At 62.9% G+C, this 24,291-nt stretch carries 22 protein-coding genes; 15 read left to right on the top strand and 7 right to left on the bottom strand.

Features of this window, described 5'->3' with window-relative positions:
- Positions 1 to 26: 26 nt before the first annotated feature.
- On the bottom strand, positions 27 to 1,322 hold the full coding sequence (locus ACN9M3_RS01085) for a serine hydrolase domain-containing protein (protein WP_426320000.1): 1,296 nt from the start codon (positions 1,320 to 1,322) through the stop codon (positions 27 to 29).
- A 162-nt stretch (positions 1,323 to 1,484) separates the two neighbouring features.
- Between ACN9M3_RS01085 and ACN9M3_RS01080 the strand changes: the two genes are divergently transcribed.
- The 9 genes from ACN9M3_RS01080 (at position 1,485) to ACN9M3_RS01040 (ending at position 10,064) form a co-directional block, all read left to right on the top strand.
- Positions 1,485 to 2,225, top strand: coding sequence for a GntR family transcriptional regulator (locus ACN9M3_RS01080; protein ID WP_055939138.1), 741 nt, complete (start codon positions 1,485 to 1,487; stop codon positions 2,223 to 2,225).
- A gap of 81 nt (positions 2,226 to 2,306) precedes the next feature.
- Positions 2,307 to 3,188: an N-acetylmuramic acid 6-phosphate etherase gene (gene murQ, locus ACN9M3_RS01075; protein ID WP_426166725.1), complete on the top strand. Its 882-nt coding sequence runs from the start codon at positions 2,307 to 2,309 to the stop codon at positions 3,186 to 3,188.
- 39 nt (positions 3,189 to 3,227) lie between these two features.
- On the top strand, positions 3,228 to 4,493 hold the full coding sequence (locus tag ACN9M3_RS01070) for an MFS transporter (protein WP_426166723.1): 1,266 nt from the start codon (positions 3,228 to 3,230) through the stop codon (positions 4,491 to 4,493).
- Positions 4,494 to 4,523: 30 nt separating this feature from the next.
- Positions 4,524 to 6,194 (top strand): glycoside hydrolase family 10 protein, encoded by a 1,671-nt coding sequence (locus tag ACN9M3_RS01065; protein WP_426166721.1) that lies wholly within the window; start codon positions 4,524 to 4,526, stop codon positions 6,192 to 6,194.
- Positions 6,195 to 6,264: 70 nt separating this feature from the next.
- Positions 6,265 to 7,182: an N-acetylglucosamine kinase gene (locus ACN9M3_RS01060; protein ID WP_426166719.1), complete on the top strand. Its 918-nt coding sequence runs from the start codon at positions 6,265 to 6,267 to the stop codon at positions 7,180 to 7,182.
- Between the two features lie 7 nt (positions 7,183 to 7,189).
- Complete coding sequence (locus ACN9M3_RS01055) at positions 7,190 to 7,981, top strand: peptidoglycan recognition protein family protein (protein ID WP_426166717.1); 792 nt, start codon at positions 7,190 to 7,192, stop codon at positions 7,979 to 7,981.
- An 88-nt stretch (positions 7,982 to 8,069) separates the two neighbouring features.
- Positions 8,070 to 8,975, top strand: a complete 906-nt coding sequence (locus ACN9M3_RS01050) for a LysR family transcriptional regulator (RefSeq protein ID WP_426319996.1) — start codon at positions 8,070 to 8,072, stop codon at positions 8,973 to 8,975.
- The gene (locus ACN9M3_RS01045; protein ID WP_426166713.1) at positions 8,972 to 9,583 is read left to right on the top strand and encodes a M15 family metallopeptidase; all 612 of its coding nucleotides are present in this window, start codon (positions 8,972 to 8,974) and stop codon (positions 9,581 to 9,583) included. Before ACN9M3_RS01050 ends, ACN9M3_RS01045 begins: the two co-directional genes overlap by 4 nt.
- A gap of 13 nt (positions 9,584 to 9,596) precedes the next feature.
- Positions 9,597 to 10,064, top strand: coding sequence for a hypothetical protein (locus ACN9M3_RS01040; RefSeq protein WP_426166711.1), 468 nt, complete (start codon positions 9,597 to 9,599; stop codon positions 10,062 to 10,064).
- Here the strand turns inward: ACN9M3_RS01040 and ACN9M3_RS01035 are convergent.
- The 4 genes from ACN9M3_RS01035 to ACN9M3_RS01020 are packed head-to-tail and all read right to left on the bottom strand — an operon-like array spanning position 10,059 to position 13,642.
- Positions 10,059 to 10,574 (bottom strand): DUF2939 domain-containing protein, encoded by a 516-nt coding sequence (locus ACN9M3_RS01035; RefSeq protein WP_426166709.1) that lies wholly within the window; start codon positions 10,572 to 10,574, stop codon positions 10,059 to 10,061. The two genes, ACN9M3_RS01040 and ACN9M3_RS01035, sit on opposite strands and share 6 nt — an antisense overlap.
- Positions 10,558 to 10,818, bottom strand: coding sequence for a hypothetical protein (locus ACN9M3_RS01030; RefSeq protein ID WP_426166707.1), 261 nt, complete (start codon positions 10,816 to 10,818; stop codon positions 10,558 to 10,560). The genes ACN9M3_RS01035 and ACN9M3_RS01030 overlap by 17 nt, the downstream gene beginning before the upstream one ends.
- Positions 10,819 to 10,827: 9 nt before the next feature.
- Positions 10,828 to 12,393 (bottom strand): D-alanyl-D-alanine carboxypeptidase/D-alanyl-D-alanine endopeptidase, encoded by a 1,566-nt coding sequence (gene dacB, locus ACN9M3_RS01025; protein ID WP_426319993.1) that lies wholly within the window; start codon positions 12,391 to 12,393, stop codon positions 10,828 to 10,830.
- A gap of 10 nt (positions 12,394 to 12,403) precedes the next feature.
- Complete coding sequence (locus tag ACN9M3_RS01020) at positions 12,404 to 13,642, bottom strand: nucleoside recognition domain-containing protein (RefSeq protein ID WP_426166703.1); 1,239 nt, start codon at positions 13,640 to 13,642, stop codon at positions 12,404 to 12,406.
- Positions 13,643 to 13,775: 133 nt separating this feature from the next.
- Here ACN9M3_RS01020 and ACN9M3_RS01015 point away from each other — a divergent pair, with 133 nt between their 5' ends.
- The 4 genes from ACN9M3_RS01015 to ACN9M3_RS01000 all read left to right on the top strand — a co-directional run bounded on the left by ACN9M3_RS01015 (position 13,776) and on the right by ACN9M3_RS01000 (position 20,437).
- Positions 13,776 to 15,458, top strand: coding sequence for an ABC transporter substrate-binding protein (locus tag ACN9M3_RS01015; protein WP_426319991.1), 1,683 nt, complete (start codon positions 13,776 to 13,778; stop codon positions 15,456 to 15,458).
- 85 nt (positions 15,459 to 15,543) lie between these two features.
- On the top strand, positions 15,544 to 18,300 hold the full coding sequence (locus ACN9M3_RS01010) for a TonB-dependent receptor (protein WP_426319989.1): 2,757 nt from the start codon (positions 15,544 to 15,546) through the stop codon (positions 18,298 to 18,300).
- A 112-nt stretch (positions 18,301 to 18,412) separates the two neighbouring features.
- A complete protein-coding gene (locus ACN9M3_RS01005; protein WP_426166697.1) occupies positions 18,413 to 19,375 on the top strand; it encodes a S66 peptidase family protein in 963 nt (320 codons plus the stop codon).
- Positions 19,376 to 19,525: 150 nt separating this feature from the next.
- Positions 19,526 to 20,437 carry a YihY/virulence factor BrkB family protein gene (locus tag ACN9M3_RS01000; protein ID WP_426166695.1) on the top strand — a complete coding sequence of 304 codons (912 nt, stop codon included), beginning with the start codon at positions 19,526 to 19,528 and terminating at the stop codon, positions 20,435 to 20,437.
- On the opposite strand, the gene ACN9M3_RS00995 is transcribed toward ACN9M3_RS01000, so the two are convergent.
- Positions 20,434 to 21,738: an ATP-binding protein gene (locus ACN9M3_RS00995; protein ID WP_426166693.1), complete on the bottom strand. Its 1,305-nt coding sequence runs from the start codon at positions 21,736 to 21,738 to the stop codon at positions 20,434 to 20,436. The genes ACN9M3_RS01000 and ACN9M3_RS00995 overlap by 4 nt on opposite strands.
- 224 nt (positions 21,739 to 21,962) lie before the next feature.
- Between ACN9M3_RS00995 and ACN9M3_RS00990 the strand changes: the two genes are divergently transcribed.
- Both ACN9M3_RS00990 and ACN9M3_RS00985 read left to right on the top strand, forming a co-directional pair.
- Positions 21,963 to 22,838 carry a MipA/OmpV family protein gene (locus ACN9M3_RS00990; RefSeq protein ID WP_426319986.1) on the top strand — a complete coding sequence of 292 codons (876 nt, stop codon included), beginning with the start codon at positions 21,963 to 21,965 and terminating at the stop codon, positions 22,836 to 22,838.
- Positions 22,838 to 23,533 carry a hypothetical protein gene (locus ACN9M3_RS00985; RefSeq protein ID WP_426166689.1) on the top strand — a complete coding sequence of 232 codons (696 nt, stop codon included), beginning with the start codon at positions 22,838 to 22,840 and terminating at the stop codon, positions 23,531 to 23,533. The genes ACN9M3_RS00990 and ACN9M3_RS00985 overlap by 1 nt, the downstream gene beginning before the upstream one ends.
- Before the next feature lie 32 nt (positions 23,534 to 23,565).
- Here the strand turns inward: ACN9M3_RS00985 and ACN9M3_RS00980 are convergent, their stop codons facing one another.
- Positions 23,566 to 24,246, bottom strand: coding sequence for a response regulator (locus tag ACN9M3_RS00980; RefSeq protein WP_426166687.1), 681 nt, complete (start codon positions 24,244 to 24,246; stop codon positions 23,566 to 23,568).
- Positions 24,247 to 24,291 lie beyond the last annotated feature (45 nt).

Genomic DNA, 24,291 nt, shown 5'->3' with positions numbered 1-24,291 from the left:
CTTGTGGAAAATTAGCCTATTGTAGTTCAGTCGCGGCGGCGCAGGATGGCGCGTTGGTAAATCGCATCAAGGATCCGTTCCTCGGCACGCGTGTGCGCCGACTGCAGGCCTGGATCGGCCTCCGGGTCGCTGGCAAAGCCGCCGATCAGCGATACGATGCCCTGCTTCTTCCTTAAGTCTACGGCGAAGGTGGACACGAGGCCATAGGCTTCGCCCAGGTGGCCGACCGCATGGAAGCGGCCATCCTTCGGCATGCCGCCCATATTGCCCCGCACGTCGGCAAAGCGCTGGGCGCCCAGCCCCCAGCTATGGTAAAGCCCTTTCAAGGTATCGCCATTGCTGCCATTGAAGCGCCATTGCTCACCAAACATCAGGGCCAGTGATGCCGGCTTGATAAGCTGCCTGCCCTCATGGCGGCCGTTGTTGATCAGCATGAGCATGACCTTGCCCATGTCGCTGGCCGACATGCGAAGGCCGCCGGTTGGGCTGAAGGGCGTGGCATTAGTGCCGATTACATACTTGTCTAGGCCCGGCGGATCCTGCGGCGCGGTCACGCCGAAGTCGTCGACCTGCGCAATCCACGGCCCCTTGCTGTCCCAGATTTCAGTTTCGCGCGTGCGGCGCCGGTACAGCGTTGCGGTATCCGCTACTTCCTGGGTGCTGAATTCGGCAGGGTTATAGCCGCCGCGTAGACCCATCGGCGCCAGCAGCAAGCGCCTCATCAGTCGGTCGAAGCGTTCGCCGGTCACGCGTTCCATGATGGTCCCGATCACAGCCCAGTTCAGGTTGGAATACGTGAAGTACTGGCCCGGCTCGCCATCGCGCGCCCACATCTTCCCATCTGGCGCCAGCACATCGCGCAAGGCCGTGCCAGCGGGCCAGGAATAGCCCGCGTCATCGCGCAGCGTTGAGGTGTGGCTCAGCAAATGCCGCAGGGTGATCACTTGCGACGGGTAATGCGGATTGCGCAGCGCGAAGCCCAGATATTCGCCGGCGTCGGTGTCAAGCTTGAGCTTGCCTTCCTCGACCAGCCTCATCATGCCCAAGGTGGTCATCATCTTGGAGATGGATGCAATACGGAACATGGTCTGCGGCGTGACGGGCGCGGTGATGCCGCGGCCCGTCGTATCAAGCCGGCGCAGCCCGAACTGTTGTTGGTAAGCCACCTTGCCGTCGCGGATAGCCAGTACGGACAAGCCCGAAAGCGGCCGCTGCGCATCGTTGACGATCGCTGCCAGTTCCGCATCCAGCTTGCTGGCGGAAACGTGGCCGATACTGCCCAGCAGTACTGCGCCGGCCAAGGCGCGCAAAGCTCTTTGCATGCATTCTCCTTTTGCAAGCAGCATACGGTGCCGTCCTTTCGGCCTGCTAATGAAAACTGATTATCTGCCTATAACCCCGGTGTATCGGGCGCTAAAGCAAATATGAAAAGAGCAGCGTGATTTCTCTTTCGCTATTACACTAGCAGTTATAGGAGAAATGTAATGAGCCTCACCAGCGTTGAATTCAAACCAGATCAACAAGACAATTCGCCGCTGTACATGCAGATTGCCCGCAAGTTGAGCGACGATGTTCGAAACGGACGTTACCAGGTCGACCAGGCGCTTCCTTCTGAACGAACCCTCTCGGAATTGCTGAACGTTTCGCGCGTGACCGCCCGCAAGGCCATCGACCAGCTGGTGGACCAGGGCCTAGTGGTACGCCGCCGCGGTTCGGGCAACTACATTGCGCCGCGCATCGAACAACCGCTGTCGAACCTGACCAGCTTCTCGGAACAACTTTCGCAGCGCGGCTACAAGCCCGGCTCGCGCTGGCTCAAGCGCGCGCTGGTGGCCGCCAGCGCCGACGAACAGCTCAGCCTCGGCCTGTCGCCGAATACCCGCGTGGCGCGGCTTGAACGCTTGCGCCTGGCCGATGACGTGGTGATGGCGTATGAGGTGTCGGTGCTGCCGCAAACCATCGTTCCCAATCCGGAACTGATCGGCGATTCGCTTTACCAATACCTGGATTCTGTCGGCAAGGGCCCGGCGCGCGCGCTGCAGCATATCCGCGCCATGAATGCTTCGGCCGAACTGGCGCGCCAGCTGGAAGTGCCGGAAGGGCAGGCTGTATTGTTTATTACCCGTATCGCCTATCTTGAGTCGGGCCAGGCGATCGAGCTGACGCATTCCTACTGCCGCAGCGATCATTACGACTTCGTGGCGGAGATGCGCCGCGCCGCGTAGGCCGCGCCGCATAACCTGGGGGAATAAGCTTCGCAAGTCCCGTCATGGGCCGGCCCGGCAATTTGGCATTACACTCGTTCCATGCTGAAGACCGAAACACCCAGTGCACAACATCGCGAGCTGGACCAATATCCCATAGAGCAACTGGTCGCCGCCTTTGCCGATGACCAGCTGAATGCGGTGCAAGCCGTGCGCACCGCCATCCCCGCCATTGCCAAGGCAGTCGAAGCAATCGTGCCCCGCATCGAAGCGGGCGGGCGCCTGCTCTACGTCGGGGCCGGCACCTCGGGCCGGCTCGGCGTGCTCGACAGCGTTGAACTCTATCCCACCTTCTCCTGGCCGCACGAACGTGCCGTCGCCATCCTTGCCGGCGGCACGGAAGCCATGTTCAAGGCGGTGGAAGGCGCGGAGGATGACCGCGAACAGGGCGCACGCGACCTTCAGGCCCTGGACCCGCGCCCGGATGACGTCGTGCTGGCGCTGGCCGCATCCGGCACCACCCCCTATGTGCTGGGCGCCATCGAAGCCGCGCGCAAGGCCGGCGCGCTAACCGTCGGCATCGCCAACAACCCTGGTGCGCCGGTCACGCAGGAGGCTGAAATCGGCATCACCCTCGACACCGGCCACGAAATCATCTCCGGCAGCACGCGCCTGAAAGCCGGCACCTCGCAGAAGATCGTGCTGAACACGATTTCCAGCGCGCTCATGGTGCGCCTGAACAAGGTTTATGGAAACTTGATGGTAGACTTGAAGCCGACCAATGCGAAGCTGTACGCGCGTACGGTGCGGCTCACAATGCACGCCACCGGCGCCGATGAAGCGGCAGCCCGCACAGCGCTGGAACAGTGCGGCTTCCACGTCAAAGTGGCGGTGGTCGCCCTGTTAAAGAAAACCACGGTGCAGCAGGCGGCAGGCTTGCTGGACCAGGCCGGGGGCAGCGTGCGCGGCGCACTCACCATCTGATCCGCCCCTGCGCGCGTCCGGCCGACAAGAAAGGACGTAATGGATCGAGCGCAGCAACGCAGCCCCTGGGGCTGGGTTCCGACACTGTATTTCAACCAGGGCATTCCCTATTTCGTGGTGATGGCGCTGTCCACCGCCATGTACAAGGATCTTGGCATCTCCAACACGGAGATGGCGTTCTACACCGGCTGGCTGTACCTGCCATGGGTGATCAAGCCGCTGTGGTCTCCCCTGATCGAAATGTTCGGCACCAAGCGCTCCTGGGTCGCCATCCTGCAGATGGTGCTGGGCGTGTCGCTGGCGGCGGTTGCCTTCACGCTGCCGCTCTCGAACTTTTTCCAGCTTAGCCTTGGCGTCATGTGGCTGATGGCCTTCAGCTCCGCCACCCACGATATCGCGGCGGACGGCTTCTACATGCTCGGCCTGCGGCAGAAGCAGCAGGCGGAATTTGTCGGCGTGCGCAGCACTTTCTATCGCGCGGCCAACGTGGCCTGCAACGGCGGCCTGCTATTCCTGGCCGGCGAAATCATCAAGTACCACGGCAATCCCCATATGGCCTGGGCTATCACCTTCGGTGTGACCGGCGCGGTCTTCCTGGCGCTGGCGCTCTATCACTTCGTCGTGCTGCCAAGGCCGGCGGAAGACAAGCCGGCAGTGCACTCGTCGGCGCCGATGCAGGAGTTTTTCGCGACATTTTCCGCCTTCTTCCGCAAGGACGGCATCGTCGTGATCCTGCTGTTCCTGCTGCTGTTCCGCCTTGGCGAGTCGCAGTTGCTGAAAATGGTGGTGCCGTTCCTGAAAGACCCGCTGGAGAAAGGCGGCCTTGGCCTGGACACCGCCGCTGTGGGCATTGCCTACGGCACGATCGGCATCGTCGGCCTGATCCTCGGCGGCCTGGTGGGCGGCTGGCTGATCGGGCGCTTTGGCCTCAAGCGCTGCCTGTGGCCTTTCGCGATTGCGATCCATATTCCGGACCTGATTTTCGTCTACCTGTCGCAGGCGCAACCGCAAAACTTCGCCTGGATCGCGACTTGCCTGGCAGTGGAGCAGTTCGGCTATGGGCTCGGCTTCACCTCGTTCATGATGTACATGATCATGGTCAGCCAGGGCGAGCACAAGACTGCGCATTATTCGATCTGCACCGGCTTCATGGCGCTGGGGATGATGATTCCGCAAATGGCCAGCGGCGCGATCCAGGAGTATCTCGGCTACCAGCACTTCTTCATTTATGTCTGCACGGCAACCATCCCCGCCTTCATCATGACGGCACTGATCAAGATAGATCCGGACTTTGGCCGGGAATAGGTAGAATACGGCTCCTGCTGATGTGAGGATTTGGTTTTGGCTTTTAATGCGAAAAGGCGGCTGACCATAGCCGCCGCCGCGGCCGGCGTGGCCGCATTAATGGGGGCGTGTTCGTCGACGCCGACCGTGCCAGCCGCCGGCGACGCCGCGGCACCACCCTCCGGTGGCGGGAGCGGCAATACGCCCGCCCCGGTCACGGCGGCAAGCCCGGCGCCGGTGCAGCAACGCATCACCGGCGAACAGCCGCCTGCCGCGCCGCGCGAATTCCGCGCTGCCTGGGTGTCGACGGTGGCCAACATCGACTGGCCCAGCCGCAGCAACCTGCCGCCGGCGCGCCAGCAGGCCGAAGCCCTCGCCATCCTCGACCGCGCCAAGGCACTGCACCTGAACGCGATCGTGCTGCAGGTGCGCCCGAGCGCCGACGCCATTTACCCGTCCAAGCTCGAGCCCTGGTCCGAGTTCCTCACCGGCCAGCAGGGCAAGGCTCCCGAGCCGGCCTGGGACCCGCTGGCCTTCTGGATCGCGCAGGCTCATGCCCGCGGCCTCGAACTGCACGCATGGTTCAATCCCTACCGTGCCCGCCATTCAGCCGCCCGCACGCCGAACGCGCGTGAGCATGTAGCCAACACCAGGCCGCAAGTGGTGCGCCAATATGGCAAATTCCAGTGGATGGACCCCGGCGAGGAAGCCGCCGCCCAGCAAACGCTGGACGTGATCCTGGACGTGGTGCGCCGTTACGACATCGACGGCGTCCACATCGACGACTACTTCTACCCTTATCCGATTGAAGCGCCCGGCGCCAATGGCGGCGAGGCGGCCCTGGACGCGCCGTCGAACGGCAACAAGCCCGAGCTGGATTTCCCCGACGGCGCCCCGTACCAGCGCTACCTGCAAGGCGGCGGCACCCTGGACCGCGCCAACTGGCGCCGCCAGAACGTCAACCAGCTGATCGAAGCGCTCTACACCGGTATCCACAAGGAAAAATCGTGGGTGCGCTTCGGCATCAGCCCCTTCGGCATTGGCCGCCCGGACCGCCGCCCGCCCGGCATCCAGGGCTTCAGCCAGTACGACAAGCTGTATGCCGACGCCGAATTGTGGCTGCAGAACGGCTGGCTCGATTACCTGGCCCCGCAGCTGTACTGGCCGATCGCGCAGCAGCCGCAAGCTTTCCCCGTGTTGCTCGATTACTGGCTGGGACAGAACAAGCGCGGCCGCCATATCTGGCCGGGCCTGTACACCAGCCGCATTGACGACAGCAGCAAGTCCTTCAGCGCGGATGAAATCGTGCAGCAGGTCGGCGTCACGCGCAGCCGCGGCAACGCGAACGGCCACATTCATTTCAGCATTGCGGCCCTGATGCAAAACCGCAAAGGCGTGAGCGACCACCTGAAGGCCACCAGCTACCAGGGACCGGCGCTGGTGCCGGCTTCGCCATGGCTGGGCAGCGAAGCGCCGCCAGCGCCGACCGTGGCAGTCAAGCGCCACGCCAGCGGACTGTCGCTTACCCTTGGCAACGCCGGCCGTGCCACCCAGCTTGCGATCTGGGCGCACTACGGCGAAGAATGGCGCTTCAACGTGGTGCCTGCCGGCCGCAGCGAAGTGGTGCTGACCGACGATAATGGCGTGCCGGCCCGCAGCGTGGTGGTATCGGCAATCGACCGCTTAGGCAATGAAAGTCCAAGAGTTTCCGCTGCGTTATAACTTTTTGGAATGAGTGCCGCACGCGCTTTCATGCAAAGATGTCGGCGTTTCAACGTACACTCGACAGATCATGGGCAAACCTGACACCGATCGTACCTTAGGGCTGGGAATCGATGCTGGAGGCACGGAAACACGCTGGGCGCTTGCCACCCCGGCAGGCGACATCGTGGCCGAAGGAACGGTCGCCGGGCTGTCCGCCCTGATGATGGCCAAGCCGGCCGGACGCGAGCTGATCCACACCATCTTCAGCCAGCTGGCGCAAGACGTACTGGAAGCCGGCAAGCCACTGCGCATCTGCGCCGGGCTGACTGGCTTCGGCGGCGATGGCGCCGTGCTGCTGGACTGGCTCTCCACGCTGCTCGGCGTACGCCTGGACGCCATCACGCTCTGCAACGATATCGAAGTTGCCTATCTCGACGCCTTCGAGCCCGGCCAGGGTTACCTGGTCTATGCCGGTACCGGTTCAATTGCCGCCTTCATCGACGAGCAAGGCGAATTCCACCGCGCCGGCGGCCGCGGCGTCATGCTGGACGATGCCGGCGGCGGCTTCTGGATTGCGCGCGAAGCGATGCGCCGTATCTGGCGCGGCGAGGATGAACAGCCCGGCGCCTGGGAGGACTCGCCGATGGCGCATGCGGTGTTCGACCATGTCGGCGGCAGCGACTGGTCTTTCTCGCGCAACTTCATGTACACCCAGGAGCGCGGCGACATCGGCAAGCTGGCGCTGGCCGTTGCCATGAGCGCGGGGGCCGACCCCGCCGCCCGCCACATCCTGCTGCAGGCTGGCCGCGAACTGGCGCGCCTGGCGCTGGCGCTGGTGACGCGCTTCGGCGCGCGGCCGATTGTCCTGTCCGGCCGCGCGGCCGAACTGCATCCCCTGATTTTCGAAGCCATGCGCACCGACTTGCCGCCTGAATTCCATTTGCAAAAACGCAGCGCCAGGCCGCATCATGCGGCTGCCAGGATGGCCGCCCGGCCACGCAACTAAGGAAACCATGAAAAAACTGCTGCTCGCTTCCCTGATCGCCCTGCTGACCGGTTGTGCCACCCAGCTGCCGAACATCGACCATTCGCTGACCTCCAAAGGGCAGAGCAGCCGCGTGCGTTTCGTCGTGATCCATTACACCGTGACCGACTTGCCGCTGTCGATCAAGCTGCTGACCGAGAAAGATGTGAGCGCCCACTATCTCATCACCGACGAGAATGAGCCGCGCGTCTACGCCCTGGTCGACGAAAACCGCGCCGCCTGGCACGCCGGGCTGAGCAGCTGGAAGAACTACACGGCGCTGAACCACAGCTCGATCGGCATCGAGATCGTCAACCCCGGCTTCAAGGACATGCCCGACGGCCGCCACTGGTATGGCTTCTCCGAGCGCCAGATCGACCAGCTGGTCGCCCTGCTCAAGCAGATCAAGGAACGCCACCAGATCGCACCGGAAAACTTCCTCGGCCACGCCGATATCGCACCGCAACGCAAGCAGGATCCCGGCCCGATGTTCCCGTGGAAGCGGCTGGCCGACGAAGGCCTGATCGCCTGGCCGGACGCGGCCGCCGTGGCCGCGGTGCGTCCGCAATACGAAGCCCAGCTGCCGGACATCGCCTGGTTCCAGCAAAAGCTGGCCCAGCACGGCTACGCCACCCCGCAGACCGGCGTGCTGGACCCAGAAACCCAGAATGTGCTGGTGACCTTCCAGGCCAAGTACCGCAACAGCAAATGGGACGGCGTGCCGGACGCCGAATCCGCCGCCATCCTCGACGTGCTGACTGCGCCCAAGCCAATACAGTAAGGCGGTTTGCACGGCCGCCGGCTTTCCCCTATCCTGCCAACATGCCGCAGGGGACGACCGGCGGCGCCGAGGAAGAGGAACCAGGACAATGCGGCTGCGCCACATCGAAGTTTTCCACGCCATCATGCAGGTTGGCACCATCAGCGGCGCCGCCCAGGTGCTGCATATTTCCCAGCCAGCCGTGACCAAGGTGTTGCAGCACGCCGAGCTGCAACTGGGCATGCCGCTGTTCGAGCGCGTGCGCGGCAAGCTGTACCCGAAGCCGGAAGCGCACCGCCTTTTTGCCGAGACCGAAAAACTGCACCGCGACCTGCAGGGCATCCGCCGCCTGGCGGCCAGCCTGAAAGGCCGCGCCGTCGAAACCGTGGGGCTGGTGTCGACGCCGACCATCGCTATCAGCGTCCTGCCGCAAGCCATGAGCGAATGGCGCAAGGAATTTCCCGACACGCGCTGCGAACTGGCCACCCACCACACCTCCGAAATCGTCAACACCTTGCGCCTGGGTGAAGCCGACATGGCGCTTTCGCTGCAGGACCCGCGCCACCCCGGCATCATCGCCGAACCGATTGCACAAGGCGTGATGACGGTGATCGCGCCGGCCGGTACCTGGCGCCGCGATGAAGCGGGCATGCCGCTGACGGCGGAAGGCCTGAGCGGTGAACTGATAGGCCATGCCGACAACGACCCGTTGGGCGAGATGATCGTGGCTTCCTGCGAAGCACAGGGCATCCAGCCCAACTTCCGCACCACGGTGCAGACTTACCAGATTGCCCGTTCGCTGGTGGAAGCCGGCGCCGGCCTGGCCGTGGTCGATCCTTTCACGGCGGCGTCGGCCGATCCGGCCAAGGTGCAGAAACGCCAGTGGGCGCCGGCCATTCCGATCCAGCTCTTCCTGCTGACGAACAGCCACGCGCCGCTGTCGCACGGCGCCCGCCAGTTGGCCGACTCCATCGCCAGCATGGCGCGCGCCTGCCTGGAACAAGGAAAGCAATGAGCAAGACCACCCGCAGCGAAGACGTTCTCGGTAACCCCGACTTCCGCCACCTGGCCACCATCGCCGGTATCGCGGTCGACCTGCGCTATGCGGGGCCGGACAACTTCGTCGGCCGCGACCTGTATTCGCCGCTCGATTGCGCCTGGCTGCATCGCGACGCCGCCGCCGCCATCGAACGGGTGGTGGCTTACCTGGCACGGCGCGCTCCCGGCTACAAGGCGCTGCTGCTCGACGCCCTGCGCCCGCACCGCGTGCAGGAAGAGCTGTGGCAGGCGCTGGCCGGCACCAGCCTGCAGATGTACCTGGCGCCGCCGGAACGCGGCTCGATCCATTCCTTCGGCATGGCGGTCGACATCACCATCCTCGACCCATCCGGCCAGGAGCTCGACATGGGCACGGGCTTCGACGACATGACGGAATTGTCGCACCCGGTGCTTGAGGCACGGCACCTCGCCAGCGGGGAACTGACTGCCGCACAAGTCGCCAACCGCCAGTTGCTGCGCGATGCCATGTTCCAGGCTGGCTTCGCCGGCATCAACAGCGAATGGTGGCATTTCGACTGCGGCGACCGCGTGCTGGTGCGCCGCGACTACACCAAAGTCCTATAAGGAGACAGCCCTTATGCAGCAGCCCTGGTCTACCACACGAGCAATCCTGACCGGCGGCACGCTGGGCGGCTTGCTGGACATCCTGTTCGCGATCAGCTTCGCCGGCTATAACGGCATGCCGCCGGAGCGCCTGCTGCAAGTGGTGGCCAGCGGTGCACTGGGCAAGGCGGCCTTCACCGGCGGCGCTCCCGCCGCTGCATTCGGCCTGGCCTGCCACTTCGCCTTGAGTTTTGTGTGGATGGCGCTCTTCTTCTTCGCGGCGCGACGCGCCCCGGCATTGGCGCGCAAACCGCTGCTGGCGGCCGTCGGCTACGGCCTGCTGGTGTTCTTCACGATGCGACTGGTGGTGCTGCCGCTATCGGCGTTCCCGCGCCCGGTGACGTTCAATGCCTTCTCATGGGGCATGGACATCCTGTCGCACATCTTCCTGTTCAGCCTTCCAATCGTGTGGGCCACGCGCAAGGTGCTGCGCGCGTCATAGGCGAAATTCGGACAGCTTCCAGTCCGCAAAGCCGTTGCGGACGAAGACCAGCGCGATCTTGTCGTTGCGGACGATGTAGCGGTCGACGCCATCGCGCTCGGTCACCCATTTCGGTTTCGCTGCGCCGGAGTCCGGCTCTTCGTCCCGTTCCCGCTCACGGTCACGGGCGTCGCGATCCTCGTGGCGCCGGTCGCGCTTCTTCGCAAAATCACCGTGCTCCAGCACAAACATCACCGCCTCCGGCCGCACCAGTGCATCCACCACCACGCCGCCGAGCAGGCGCCCGAAGCCGCTGAGCGCATCGTCGCCCGGCTTGCCGGCGATATCGTCCTTCATGTTCTCGCGTAGCGCCGGAAAATCGACGTGGCTATTGAAGGCCTCCACATCATGCACCCGCACCGCTTCCTTCATCTGGTGCACAACCAGCAGCGGCGACCAGTACCAATACGCCGCCACCGCAACTACAACCGCCAGCAGCGCGCTCGGAATCCCTTTACTTCGTCTTGCCATCGTTCCCCCAACGCCAGCGCGGAGGTTCACCCGTGAGGTAGCAAACCAGGATAAAGATCGCCGTGGCGGCCGTGGTCAGGACCAGGAATCCAAGCGGTGAACGCGCAGGATTCAGCACCACTGCGCCGGCCGCCATGGCCACCACGTAGGCGGCAAGCACCAGCCAACCCTGCCAGGTGCCAGGCACGCCCCATCCCCAGCCATGGCTTTTGGCTGGGAACCAATACTGTTTCGTTTCGCTCATGGATGCTCCTTATCGTGCGCTCGGCACCTCGTTTGCCGCTTGCGGTGCCGCGCTGCGCGCGACCCAATCGATCACGCCGTCTGCCAGCGCGCGGCCATTGCCGTTGCCAGCGCGTTCGTGGTTGACCATGACCACCACGATACACTGGCGGCCACTGGCGTCGGGGACGTAGCCGGCGATCGCGACCACGTTCTTGAGGGAACCGGTTTTGATGCGGGCGCGCATCGCTGCAGGGCTTTCTTTCAGGCGGCGCCTCATGGTGCCATCGATCGCCGCAATCGGCAGGCTAGTGAGGAACTCGGGCGCCCACAGGGACGTTTGCGCGACCCTCAGCAGGCCGGCCATCTGATTGGGAGTAAATCGTTCGATGCGCGACAGGCCGGAACCGTTTTCGAACACCATGCCGGTATCGTCGACGCCCTGGCCGCGCAGCCAGGTGCGGATCTCAAGTTCGGCACGGACCTGCGTGGGCATGCGAGGTGGCGCATCCATCATGGCGCAGCATTGGGGCTGGGCGGCGGGAGCGTCCGCGAGGTCGGGCAGCGGCCGGCTGCCAAGCAAGGGATCGGCCTGCAGGCTGCCCAGGCTCAGGAAAATGGTGCGGGCCAGTCCATTGTCGGACAGCTTGTTGGTATCGCGCACCATCTCGGGCAGGGATCGGCTCACATGCTCGGCCAACAGCGTCGACGAACCGCTATTGAAGGCGCGTGACTGCGCCTCGGAAGCCTCGACCGCCTGGCCACTGAACTGGCCTCCAAGCCGTTCCCAGGTCGCGCGGAACAGGCGCTCGGCGTAATCCGTGCGGTCCAGGACATTGATCACATTGGTCCGGCTGCAGTTGCGCGGGAATGTCCCCTTCAGCACCACGGTCAGGTTTGGACCGTTGCGCACGTATTCGGGAATCTTCCAGCCGTCCTCCCACTTTGCGCAATCGCGGTCTACCAAGGTCAGCTCGGAACGCACGCGCACATTGTCCAGTTCCGGCAGCACGCTGGCCTTGATCGACTTCGCATCGGACGTGATATCGAGGGTCTGCAGGTTCATGTTCAGCAGCAGCGCATCGGGAATCAGGTTGTAATACGCCTCAGGCGATTCATCGAACGGCGGCGCACCTGCATCGGCACGCGCCGGCTGCCAGAGCTGGCGGTCCAGCACCAGGTTGCCTTCGATCCTGCGGATGCCTTTGGTGCGCAGTTTTTCCAGCATATGCGTGAAGGCGTCGGCAGTGAAGTCGCCATCGGCGCCGCCGCGCAGCACCAGGTCGCCATGCAGCACGCCGCCCGCAACTTCTCCTGTTGTGCGCAGCTCGGTGCGGCCACGGAACTGGGGCCCGAGCACATCCAGGCCCACCATGGTGGTGAACAGCTTCATGATCGAGGCAGGCGTAAAGGTACGCGTCGCTTCGTGCGACACCAGCACCTCATCGCCGCGCAGCACCACCGCCCCGATGGCATTTTCCGGAATGCCTTTTTCGGCGGCCAGCCTGGCGATCGGCTCCGGCAGCGCCGCCTGGGCGCAAGCGCTGATTGCGGCAAACAATGTGGCAAACAATGTGGCAAGAAGCAGGCGGCGCATCAATGGGTCCTTAACCGAAAAACACGTAGGCTACCGCAATCGCGGTCAAAACCCCCGCGAGATCCGCAATCAGGCCGGCGGAAATTGCATAGCGTGTCTTGCGGATGCCGACCGAGCCGAAGTACAGCGCCACGATATAGAAGGTGGTATCGGCCGAACCCTGGAAGATGCAAGCCAGGCGGCCGACGAAGGAGTCGGGTCCGTAGGTCTTCATCGCATCGATCATCATGGCGCGCGAACCGGAACCGCTGAAAGGCTTCATCAGCGCGGTCGGCAGCGAAGGCACGAAATCCGTGCGCAGGCCGAGCGCACTGAACACCCAGTTGAAAGCATCCATTACCAAACCGAAGACGCCCGCGTTGCGCAGTACGCTGATCGCCACCAGCATGCCGACCAGATAAGGAATCACCGTCAGCGAAGTCTGGATGCCGCCCTTCGCGCCCTCAATGAACGCCTCGTACACGTTCACCTTCTTGAGCAAGGCGCCGATGATGAAGGCCGCGATGATCGAAATCAGGATCAGGTTGGACGCCACCTTGGACACCACCTCGATCTGCTCGCGCGTGAGGAAAGCGGTGAAATACCAGATCAGTCCCGCGATGGCCGCCGTCATGCCGCCGATCCAGGCCAGTAGCACAGGGTCGAACAGGTTCAGGCGTTGGCGGATGCCGACCGCGATGATGCCGGTGATCGTAGCGGCGTAGGTGGCGATCATGCACGGAATGAAAATATCGGAGGGATCGGCCGCGCCGAGGATGGCGCGCTGCGCCATGATCGCCAGCGGGATCAGGGTCAGACCGGAAGTGTGCAACACCAGGAACATGATCTGGGCGTTGCTGGCCGTGTCCTTGTTCGGGTTAAGCGACTGCAGGCTTTCCATCGCCTTCAGGCCGAATGGAGTGGCGGCGTTGTCGAGGCCCAGCAGGTTGGCCGAGAAGTTCATCACCATATGACCGGTGGCCGGGTGGTCCTTCGGCACCTCCGGGAAGATGCGCGAGAAGAAGGGCGAGATGATCTTGGCCAGCCAGCCGATTGCGCCCGCCTTTTCGCCTACGTTCATGATCCCCAGCCACAGCGTCATGACGCCTGCCAACGGCAGCGCAATGTCCATCACACCCAGCTTGGCGGATTCGAAAGTCCCGTCGATGATCTTCTTGAAGATCTCCGTATCGCCCATGAACAGCCATTGGATGATGGCGGCTGCGAAGCCGACGAGGAAAAATCCGGACCAGATGTAATTGAGGGACATGGATGTACTTCTTGTAGTGGAATGACCAATTTTGCAGCGAAAGTATAGGGCCAGCGGATGAAAGTATGCGCTTCGCTCATGTAAAAAAGTTATAAGCTGGCGTATCGCCACGCACTGGCTTATGCTCCGCCGCATGAAAAACTTTCGCGTTCTCGCCGCCGCCCTGTCCCTTGCCCTGGCTGGCGCAGCTCCGGCAGTGCTGGCAGCCGACAAAGTCCTGCACGCCTTCCTGTCGACGGGCGAAACCGGCCTCGATCCTGCCGTCGCCTCCGATCTGGCCAGCCTGAGCCTGCTTGAAAACCTGTTTGAGCCGATGCTGCGCTACGACTACGAAGCGCGCCCGGTCAAACTGGCCCCCAGCAGCCTGCGCGAAATGCCGACCAGCGATGCCAGCGGCAAGGTCTGGACCTTCCACCTCAAGCCCGGCATGTTCTTCAGCGATGATCCCGCATTTAAGGGAAAGAAGCGCGAAGTTACGGCCTCGGATTATAAATTCGCCATCGAACGCCTCCTCGATCCGGCGTTAAAGTCGCCCTGGTCCTTCATGTTCGAGGGCAAACTGGCGGACTTGCGCGTGCTTGATAAGTACACCTTGCGCCTGACGCTGAAAGAACCCGACCCAAGCCTGCTGTTCTATCTTGCCCTGCCGGCTACCGGCGCGGTGGCGAAAGAGGTGACCGATGCCTACGGCAGCCAGGTCGGCAACCACCCGGTCGGCAGCGGTCCCTTCGTCATCGAAGAATGGAAGCGCAGCGACAAGATCACGCTGGCCGCCAACAAGGGCTACCACCAGGTCTGGCAAGGCAAGCACCTGCCGCTTGTCGACAAGGTCGAAGTCAAGATCATGGAGGAATACCAGTCGCGCGTGCTGGGCTTCCTGAATGGCGAGTTCGACTATATCGAGCAGGTGCCCGAGTCGATGCGCGACATGGTGCTCGATCCGTCGTCGGCCAAGCCAGTGCTGAAAAAGGACCTGGCCGCACGTGGCATGGTGCTGTCCCCATTCCCGGTGCTGCAGACCTATTACATGTGGATGAACATGGACGATCCGGTGATCGGCGGCTACAGCAAGGAAAAGGTCGCCCTGCGCCGCGCCATAGCATTGGGTTATAACAGCCCCGAGGACATCGCCCTGCTGAAGAAAGGCCTGGCCATCCCCGCGCAAAGCCCGCTGCCGCCGAACGTGCTGGGCTACGACCGGGCCTATCGCAGCCCGATCAGCTACAACCCCAAGCTGGCCAAAGCCCTGCTCGACCGCTTCGGCTACAAGGTGGGCAAGGACGGCTTCCGCACCCTGCCTAACGGGCAACCGCTGGCGCTGGTCATGCACAGCGAGCCGACCATGGTCGGCCGCCTGCGCGACGAGCTGTGGCGCAAGAACCTGAATGCCCTGGGCATCCGGGTCAGCTTCAAGACCGACAAGAAGACCGAAATCATCAAGGCCAGCCGCCTCGGCAAGGTGCAGATGTTCGAAACCAACTGGATCGCCGACTTCCCGGACGGGGACAACTTCTTCCAGCTGCTGTGGGGCCCAAATAGCGGCCGCGCCAATTACGCCCGCTTCAACCTGCCTGACTACAACACCCGTTACGAGAAAGCCCGCCAGCTCAGCGACGGTGCGGAGCGCAACGCCCTGTACCGCGAGCTGAACCAGCTGATCCACGCCTATAACCCCTGGGTATTGCTGATCCACCCGATCTCGGCCGATATCCAGCAACCGTGGCTTAAAAACTACAACCGACACCCAGTCGAATTCACCAACTGGCGCTACCTCGACATTGAAGCAAAAAGCAATGTGACGCCGGCATTACATTAGGTTATGGACGTAAGAGTAATTTTCATTGGATGACAAGATTTCTCCGGAGCTAACCTGCAAAAAACACCTATCTTGGGAGAGGCTCGTGAAGGTTAAAAAGCTGGCGCAACTGATTGCGCTCATTGGAGTGGTCAGCCCCGCAATCGCACAGGAAGCTGCGCAGCCGATGCAGCGCGTCGAGATCACCGGTTCCAGCATCAAGCGTGTAGCGGCCGAAGGCGCCCTCCCGGTACAAGTCATCACCTTCGATGCCATCAAGAAGGCCGGCATCACCAGCACTGAGGACCTGCTGCGCAGCATTTCCGCCAACGGTACCGGCGCCGACAATATGACTTCGGGTAACAACGTGTTCGGCGCCGACGCCGACCGCGTGTCCGGCGGCGCCTCCTTCGCCTCCTTGCGCGGCCTGGGCCCGAACGCCACCCTGGTGCTGCTGAATGGCCGCCGCGTGGGCAACCACGGCGCCTCCGGCAAGGCGGTCGACCTGAATTCGATTCCGCTCGGAGCCATCCAGCGCGTGGAAATCCTGAAAGACGGTGCTTCTGCCATTTACGGCACCGACGCGATCGGCGGCGTGGTCAACTTCATCCTGCGGACGGACTACACCGGCCTGGAAGCGGAAGCCAGCTACAACGCAACTGAAGCCGGTGGCGGCATGCAGCGCCGGTACTCCCTGCTGGGCGGCGTGGGCAGCCTGGCCGAACAGGGCTGGAACGTGATGGCCAGCGTGACGCATGACGTCAACGACAAGCTGTCGTCCAGCCAGCGCGACTTCGCCAATGGCTTCCAGCCGGAGCGCGGCCTGTCGCCGGACACCACCGGCACGCCCTACGCCAACATCCTGACCGGCGCCGGCACGGCATTGGGAACGGGCTTCAAGGTCCCAGGAGACAACACCACCTACCTACAGGCCAGCCCGCTGAGCTTCCAGGGCAAGTGCGGCAGCATTCCCGGCATGTCTCAATACCAGACCGACCTGTGGAAAGACGTTACGGCGCCAACCCGCACCAGGTATTCCTGTGCCTATGACTATGGCGCGGACTACGTGATCAGCTTCCCGGTCGAACGCACCAACGCTATCTCGCGCGCGACTTTCCAGTTGAGCCCTGAGCACAAGCTGTTCGCGGAGCTGCTGGGCTCGCGCACCAAGGCGACTGCCGAACTGACCCCGGTGCAGATTTCGACCAGCCTGGCCAATGGCGCCGCCTATCCGGTCAATGGCCCGTATTACCTGGATATGACGCAGTTCATTCCTGCTTACGACAAGACCAAGCCGATCATCTACAAATGGCGCTCAACCCCCTGGGGCAACCGCACCCAGGAGAACGTGACCGAAAACCTGCGCGGACTGATCGGCATGGAAGGCGTGCTGGCGGGTAAATACGACTACAAGTTTGGCCTGTCGCGCGCCCAGAGCACCACCAAGACCGACCTGGTCGACGGTTATGGCTGGACCAGCCAGATCTACTCAGCCCTTGGCACCGGCAAGATCAATCCGTGGCTGTTGCCCGGCCAGAGCCAGACCGACGAAGCCATGAACCTGATCGAATCGACCAAGTTCCGCGGGCGCCTGCAGCATGGCAAGACCACCATGACCCAGCTCGATGGTTCGATCTCGGGCGAGGTATTCCAGCTCCCGGCGGGTGCCGTATCGATGGCAGTCGGCCTCGACCTGCGCAAGGAAACTTACGAGTTCGCGCAGGATGTCGACGCGACCAAGATCCTGCTCGCTCCCGGCAACGCCAACCAGGACCGGGTCAGCCGCAATATCAAGGCGGTTTACGCTGAAATGATCGTCCCGGTGATCAAGGACCTGGAAGTGCAACTCGCAGTGCGCCGCGACGATTATTCGGTGATCGGCGCCACCACCAACCCGAAAGTGTCGTTCCGCTGGCAGCCATCACAGAACCTGATGTTCCGCGGCTCCGCCTCGAAGGGCTTCCTGGCGCCGAGTTTTACCCAGCTCTATTCGGGCCGCCTGCTGGGCGAACTGCCCAACGGCACCATCGACCAGGAGGGCTGCGCCCAGCATCCGGGCGACCCGGCCTTCTGCGCCATTCCACGCCTGAACTACTTCTCGGGCGGCAATCCGGGCCTGAAGCCCGAAACCTCCAAGCAAGGCACGCTTGGCATGGTGATCGCGCCGTTCACCGGCTTCACCGCCTCGCTGGACTACTGGGCGATCAACATCCAGAACCGCATCCTGAACCGCACGCCGCAAATAGTGCTGAAGAACTGGCAGTACCTGAACGACTACATCATCCGTAACCCGCAAACCGGTGTGATCGACCACGTGGAGGCAGGCTGGATCAATGCCGCCGGCCTGAAAACCCGCGGCCTGGACCTGGGCATGCGCCATGACGGCAAGTTCGGCGAGTACAAGACCACCGCCACGCTGGATGGCACCTGGATGCAGTCCTTCAAGTTCGCCGAGTTCGAAGGCCAGCCATTCATCGAGCAAGTCGGCCAGTTCGCCACCCGCGACGTCTACCTGCGCTGGAAGCACAATGCCGGCCTGACCGTCTCGCGCGGCGACTGGAGTGTACTGTTCAACAACAAATTCGCCTCGCACTACGCTGACCAGTTGCCAAATGGCGGCAAAGGCACGCCGCCCGCCGGCTTTGACCCGAAGATCAAGCACTACAGCATCTTCGGCATTTCGGGCACGTACACCGGCTTCAAGAACACCACCATCATGGCCGGCATCCAGAACCTGTTCGACACCGACCCGCCATTCACCGCCCATAATGTGGACGAGGTGGTGGGCGCCGGTTGGGACCCGCGCGTGGCAGACGGCCGTGGCCGCTCCTTCGCGCTCAACCTGAAATACAAGTTCTACTGATGTGATTACCCGGCGCAGTTTTGGCCGAATCGTAACGGCCGCCCTGGCCGCTGCCACACTCCCTGGAGTATCGGCAGCGGCAGGCGGCCGTTCAGTTTCCCGAAAGCCAACCATGAAGAAAACCGCCCTGGTCAAGCCGCCACGCCTGAAAGCTGGCGATACGGTGGGCCTGATCGCCCCCGGCGGGCACACCGACGCCCCGGCGATTGCCAAGGCCATCAAGAATATTGAATCGTTGGGCTTCCACGTCAAGCTGGGCCGTAACCTGGAAGCCGTGTATGGCAACTACGGAGGCTTCCCCGAGCAGCGGCTGGAAGACTTGCACGCCATGTTTACCGACCCCGAAGTTACCGCGATCTGGGCAATTCGTGGCGGCTCTGGCTGCATCCAGTTGCTCGAGCACCTCGACTACGAGCTGATCCGCCGCAATCCCAAGATCCTGATCGGCTACTCCGACATCACGGCGTTGCACCTGGCGATCCAGAAGAAGGTCGGACTGGTCACATTCCACGGCCCGGTAGCCTCCTCCACCTTCTCCGACTACTCGGTGACCCATCTGATGCATGTGCTGATGCAACCGGAGGACGAATACACCATCCCGATGGCGCTGGAAAACAGCCGTAAGGCAGAGGAAGAACCGCACTACGGACTGCGCACGGTGGTGCCCGGTCAGTGTGAAGGTCCGCTGACTGGCGGCAACCTATGCTTGGTCAGTGCCCTGGTCGGCACCGAATACGCCAGCAATTACAAGGGCGGCATCCTGTTCCTGGAAGAGGTAAACGAAGCGCCGTACCGGATCGACCGCATGCTGATGCAGCTCCAGCTCAACCGCAAATTCGATCAGGCCGCCGGCATCATGCTCGGCATTTGCGAAAACTGCGGCCCGCAAGACAGCGACATTTCCCTGACGCTGGACGAAACCACCGACCAACACCTCAAGCCCCTGAAAGTACCCGCCGTCAGCGGCTACAGCTTCGGCCATATCCGCGACCAGTTCACCCTCCCGATGGGCATCCGCGCCCGCCTCGACACCGAACGTCAGACCCTCACCCTGCTCGAACCCGCCGTCTCCTAGCGCCACAGCAGAGCCCGTGTCACACCATGGGGTCACACCCTAACAGTGACACGAGCTCAACTAATGCACAGTCGAGCCCGTGTCACACTCGGGGTGTGACCCCACGGTGTGACACGGGCTCGTCAGCGGACTTCGGCGTAGAATGGGGCGATGCGAATACTCAAGCACAGGGCGGTGGCTTTTGTGCTGGCGCATCCCCTGGATTTTGCCCTGCAGTGCCTGAAGGGTTTCCGGGCCAACCAGGGGCTGTTGCTGGCCGGCGCCGTGGCCTATTACTCGCTGCTGTCCATCGTTCCGCTGCTGATGCTGGTGGTGGTGGCGCTGTCCCATATCATTCCACAGCAGGAGCTGCTGCAGATTATCGGCCGCTATCTCGAGTGGCTGATCCCCGGGCAGTCAAAGGCCGTGGTGGCCGAAGTCGGCCATTTCCTGGAGCATCGTGAACTGGTCGGCTGGGCGCTGGTGCTGGTGATGCTGTTCTTCAGCTCCCTGGCTTTCTCCGTGCTGGAAAACGCCATGTGCTTCATCTTCCTGCACCGCGCCAAGGTGCGCCGGCGTCATTACCTGGTGTCGGCGGTCCTGCCCTACTGCTACATCCTGTTCCTTGGCGTTGGGGCGCTGGTGATGACCCTGGTGGCGGGCAGCCTGCAGGTGATCGGCGAGGAAAGCGTGCACCTGTTCGGCTATAAGTGGTCGCTGCACGGCCTGTCCGGCGTGCTGCTCTACCTGCTGGGACTGGCGGGGGAGGTTCTGATGTTGAGCTCAATCTACCTGGTCATGCCGGTCGGTCGCCTGTCCTGGCCGCACGCCCTGATCGGCGGCGCCACCGCCACTGCGCTGTGGGAAGTAGCACGCCATGTGCTGGTCTGGTACTTCACCACACTGTCGCAGGTGAACCTGGTGTACGGCTCGATGACGACGGCCATCGTCGTCATGTTCAGCCTGGAAATTGGCGCCACCCTGCTGCTGTTCGGCGCGCAGGTGATTTCGGAATTCGAACGGGTCGGTCGCGGGGAGCAGAACAAGGCCCCGCACCGCCTGCAGACCAAGACCGCCTGCTAGCCCGGCAGCGTGATCGTGAAGCGCGCCCCGCCCAGCGCGGAACTGCCGGCCACCAGGGTGCCGCCATGCAGTTGCACCGCCTTGCGCGCGATCGATAGCCCCAGGCCGAAGCCGCCCGTATTGCGGTCGCGGCTGCGGTCCAGCCGGTAGAAGGGTTCGAAAATGCGTTCGCGCTCGGCATGCGGGATGCCGGGACCATCGTCCTCGACCACCACCTGCACTACGCTGCCGATCCGCGCCGCGCCCAGGCGCACCGAACGCGTGCCGTATTTGAGCGCATTGCGCAGCAGGTTGCCGACCGCGCGTTCCAGCAAGCGCTGGTCGCCGCTGAACTGGCCCAGCGTGCCGCCCAATTCCATTTCCAGCAGCATGCCTTCGGAAGGCGGCAGGGTCTCGCGGCAATGGGCCAGTGCCGAGCTCAGGTCGAACGGACGGCGCTGCAGGTGCTGTTCGGCATCCAGGCGGGTCATGCCAAGCAGCTCGTTGACCAGCTCCTTCAGTTCGCGCAGGTCGCCTTCCATGGCGTTGATGCGCTTGTCCAGCGCCGGGTTTTCCGCCGCATCGCGCAGCAACTCCAGCGCGAATTCAAGCCGTGCGATCGGGGTGCGAATCTCATGCCCCACCGAGTGCAGCAGGTTGCGCTGGGAATCAAGCAAGCGCTCGATGCGGTCGGCCATGTGGTTGATGCGCTCCGCCAGCGGATAGATGCTGTCCTTGGGCTCCATATGCGCCCGTGCCCCCAGTTCGCCGCCGCCGAAGCGGTCCGCCACATCGGATAGCTGCTGCAGCCCCTGCCAGTGCGCCCGCGACCAGGCCGCGATCGGAATCAGCAGCACCAGGGCCACGATTAGGTAGCGCACCGCCTCCATCGATAGCGCAAAGCCGATATCGATCGGCAAGTCCTGCGCCACTAGCGCTTCCTCGTTGCTGCCGATATAGCGCTCACCGACCAGGTCCACACGCCGGTAGAAGGCCTTGCGCCCGATATCGAGCACCACGTCGCCGCGCTCGAAGCCCGCCGCGTCGATGCCGGACAGCTGCCGCCGCACATCGCCCAGCGGCACCAGCTCGAAACGCACGCCGGAAACCTCGCGCACCTTGTTCAGGCGGTCCAGCCACTGGTCGGCCGGGGCCTGGTCGATGTACTGCTCGAGGAGGAAGATCTGGGCTGCGGCCTGGCGCCGCGCAATCGAATCGAGGGGGTCGCCAAACAGGCGGTTGATGGCGAAATAGACGATGAATGCCGCCGCACTGATGGACAGCATCACCAGTATGAAAAAACGGAAGAACAGGCGATTCATCAAGGCGCATTGTATAAGAAACAATGGCTTGCAGTGAACCTGTCGTACAAATTTGCGACAAAAAGCGTACAGCTCAGGGCGGATTTCGGCAGTCATTTTTTATATGATTACGCTACCGTTTCGGTGAATTCGCAACGAATCTGGGATAGGGAGCTGAGCGTTTTAGCGGCCTGGGAGGGTATTGCAATTACAATGTCCGCCATTCCCAACCGCACACCTTTGATATGCGACAGTACCTGTTCCTCGCCATTGCCAGCGCCTGCAGCACCGTAGCTGCGCAGACGCCGGCCACCAACCCGATGCCAGACGGCAGCCGCGATATGTATATTGGTATTGGCGCCCAGTCGGTTCCCCGCTACGACGGATCGAGCGACAACCGCACCCTGGCCATGCCGGTACTCCAGGTCCAGTGGAGCAATGGTATTTTTGTTTCCGGCACCGCCCTGGGCTGGCACCTGTCGCAGACGCCATCGGTGGAATTCGGGCCGATGCTGGCACTGTCGCCGCGCCGCGACCAGGATGGCGTCTCCTTCAGTTTCAGCGGCGTGTCCGCAGAATCCGGCGCGCGCACAGCCCACACCAATCTTCGCCCTGACGAGTTCCGTGAGCGCGAGGAAATTGACTCCAACCGGCTGCGCGATATGGACGTGATCAAACACCGCGTCCTGGCCGGCGGCTTCTTCAACTATTACCTGTCGCCCAAGCTGCGCCTGACGAACACGCTGACTTATGGCAGCGGCAGGGAGCGCAATGGTGCGCGCCTGCATGCCGCCATGCAGTACATGATGACAGACGTGGCGCCGCACCACAGCGTGGTGCTGTCGGCCGGCGTTTCGCTGGTCAACCGCGCCTATAGCGAAACCTGGTTTGGTGTGACCCAGGACGAAGCCGACCGCTCCGGCATCAATAGCGCTTACCGCCCCGGCGCTGGCGTTCAGGATGTGCGCGCCGGCGTGCGCTGGAACTGGGCGTTGAGCCCAAGCTGGATGCTGACTTCCGGCGCCACGGTCAACCGCCTTGTCGGCGATGCAAAGGACAGCCCGCTGGTCGAACGGGCTACCAACTATTCCGTTTCCACGGCCCTGGCTTACCGATTCTGATGAAGATTTTGACCTTGCTCCGCACCACGCTGCCGGCTGTATGCCTGGCAGTGGTGAGCTGCGCCGTCCAGGCGCAGGAGGAGTGGGTCAGCTATCGCGACGCTTACAAGCAGATGGTCGTGTTTGCCAAATACGGCAAGCCGAAGAACTTCCTGCAGATCCATTACGAAGTCAGCCCGCGTGATCCGATGGCGACGCTGGAAGGCTTGCACCTGACGCTGACAGGCAAGAACACCCAGCTTAACCTGCCGCTGGACGCCACCGGCCGCGCCGTTTTCCCGCTGCTGAAGGCAGCCTACGATGATAACGCCGTGCTGGCGCTGAACCGCCGCATGGCCAGCTACCGCTTTGCGCCGCGCGTCACGATCCTGACGCGCAACGACGGCATTTACGAGTCGACCGACTTGCGGGCAGCGTGCGAACAGGCGCTGGCCTACCAGCGCTACATTGATTCCTCCTACGGCTCGAAAAAGTGCGGCGGTGTGCGTTTCGTGTTCGGCAATCGCGCGGATGCGCTGGTGCAGGCGAAATACGGGCCGCGCGAAGCGCCCCTGCCAGTAGTTGATGGTCCAGCCTTCGACGGCGAAACGCTCGGCACTTATCGTACCGCTACTTACCGCTTTGCCGACTGGTCTGCGCAGGGCCAGGTCGTCAGCCAGAATACCCCGCTCGCCATTGCGCCGCTGTTTGAATGAGCGGGCCAGGACCTGACCCAGGTTGACCGGTTCTAGTTCCAGGCCGACGGCGAGAACAGGTACCCCTCGCCCCAAACGGTCTTGATCTTCTCGCCATCGGTATCGTCGAACTTGCGGCGCAGTTTTGAAATCGAGTTATCGATCGAACGGTCCAGGCCATCGAATTCAATGCCGCGCATGGTCTTCAGCAGCGCATCGCGAGACAGCACGGTTCCCGCAGCTTCCGCCAGCACCAGCAGCAGCTTGTATTCCGTATTCGACAATGGACAGGGCTGGCCGCGCCAGGTGACCGAGCGGTCGCTGGTCGCAATGCTCAGCTGGCCGAAGCTCAGGTGGTCCACCTCCGGCTTGCCCTGGCGGCGGCGCAGCAGGGCGCGCAGGCGCGCCAGCAGCACGCGCGGCTGCACCGGCTTGTTGATGAAATCGTCCGCGCCTTGCTCCAGCAGCGATACCTCATCGTAGGAATCCTCTCGGGCGGTCATGATCAGGATCGGCACGTCGCTGATGTCGCGAATCTGCTGGCTGACCTTCATGCCATCCATGCCCGGCAACATCAGGTCCAGCACCACGACGTCGGGATTGGCCGCCTTGAAGCGCGACAGGGCCTCGTCGCCGCGCGGCACCACCTCGACCTTGAATTCATAACCGGCGAGGTACTCCGTGACCAATTCGGCCAGGCGCTCATCATCTTCCACCAACATCACATGAACCATGTCTTTCTCCTTATGGCGGACATTTTATAAGAGCCACAACCTCTC

It is taken from the genome of Pseudoduganella sp. R-43 (assembly GCF_049913255.1).
In the GTDB taxonomy this organism is placed as follows: Bacteria; Pseudomonadota; Gammaproteobacteria; order Burkholderiales; family Burkholderiaceae_D; genus Rugamonas.
This window is presented reverse-complemented; position numbering and strand designations above follow the sequence as displayed.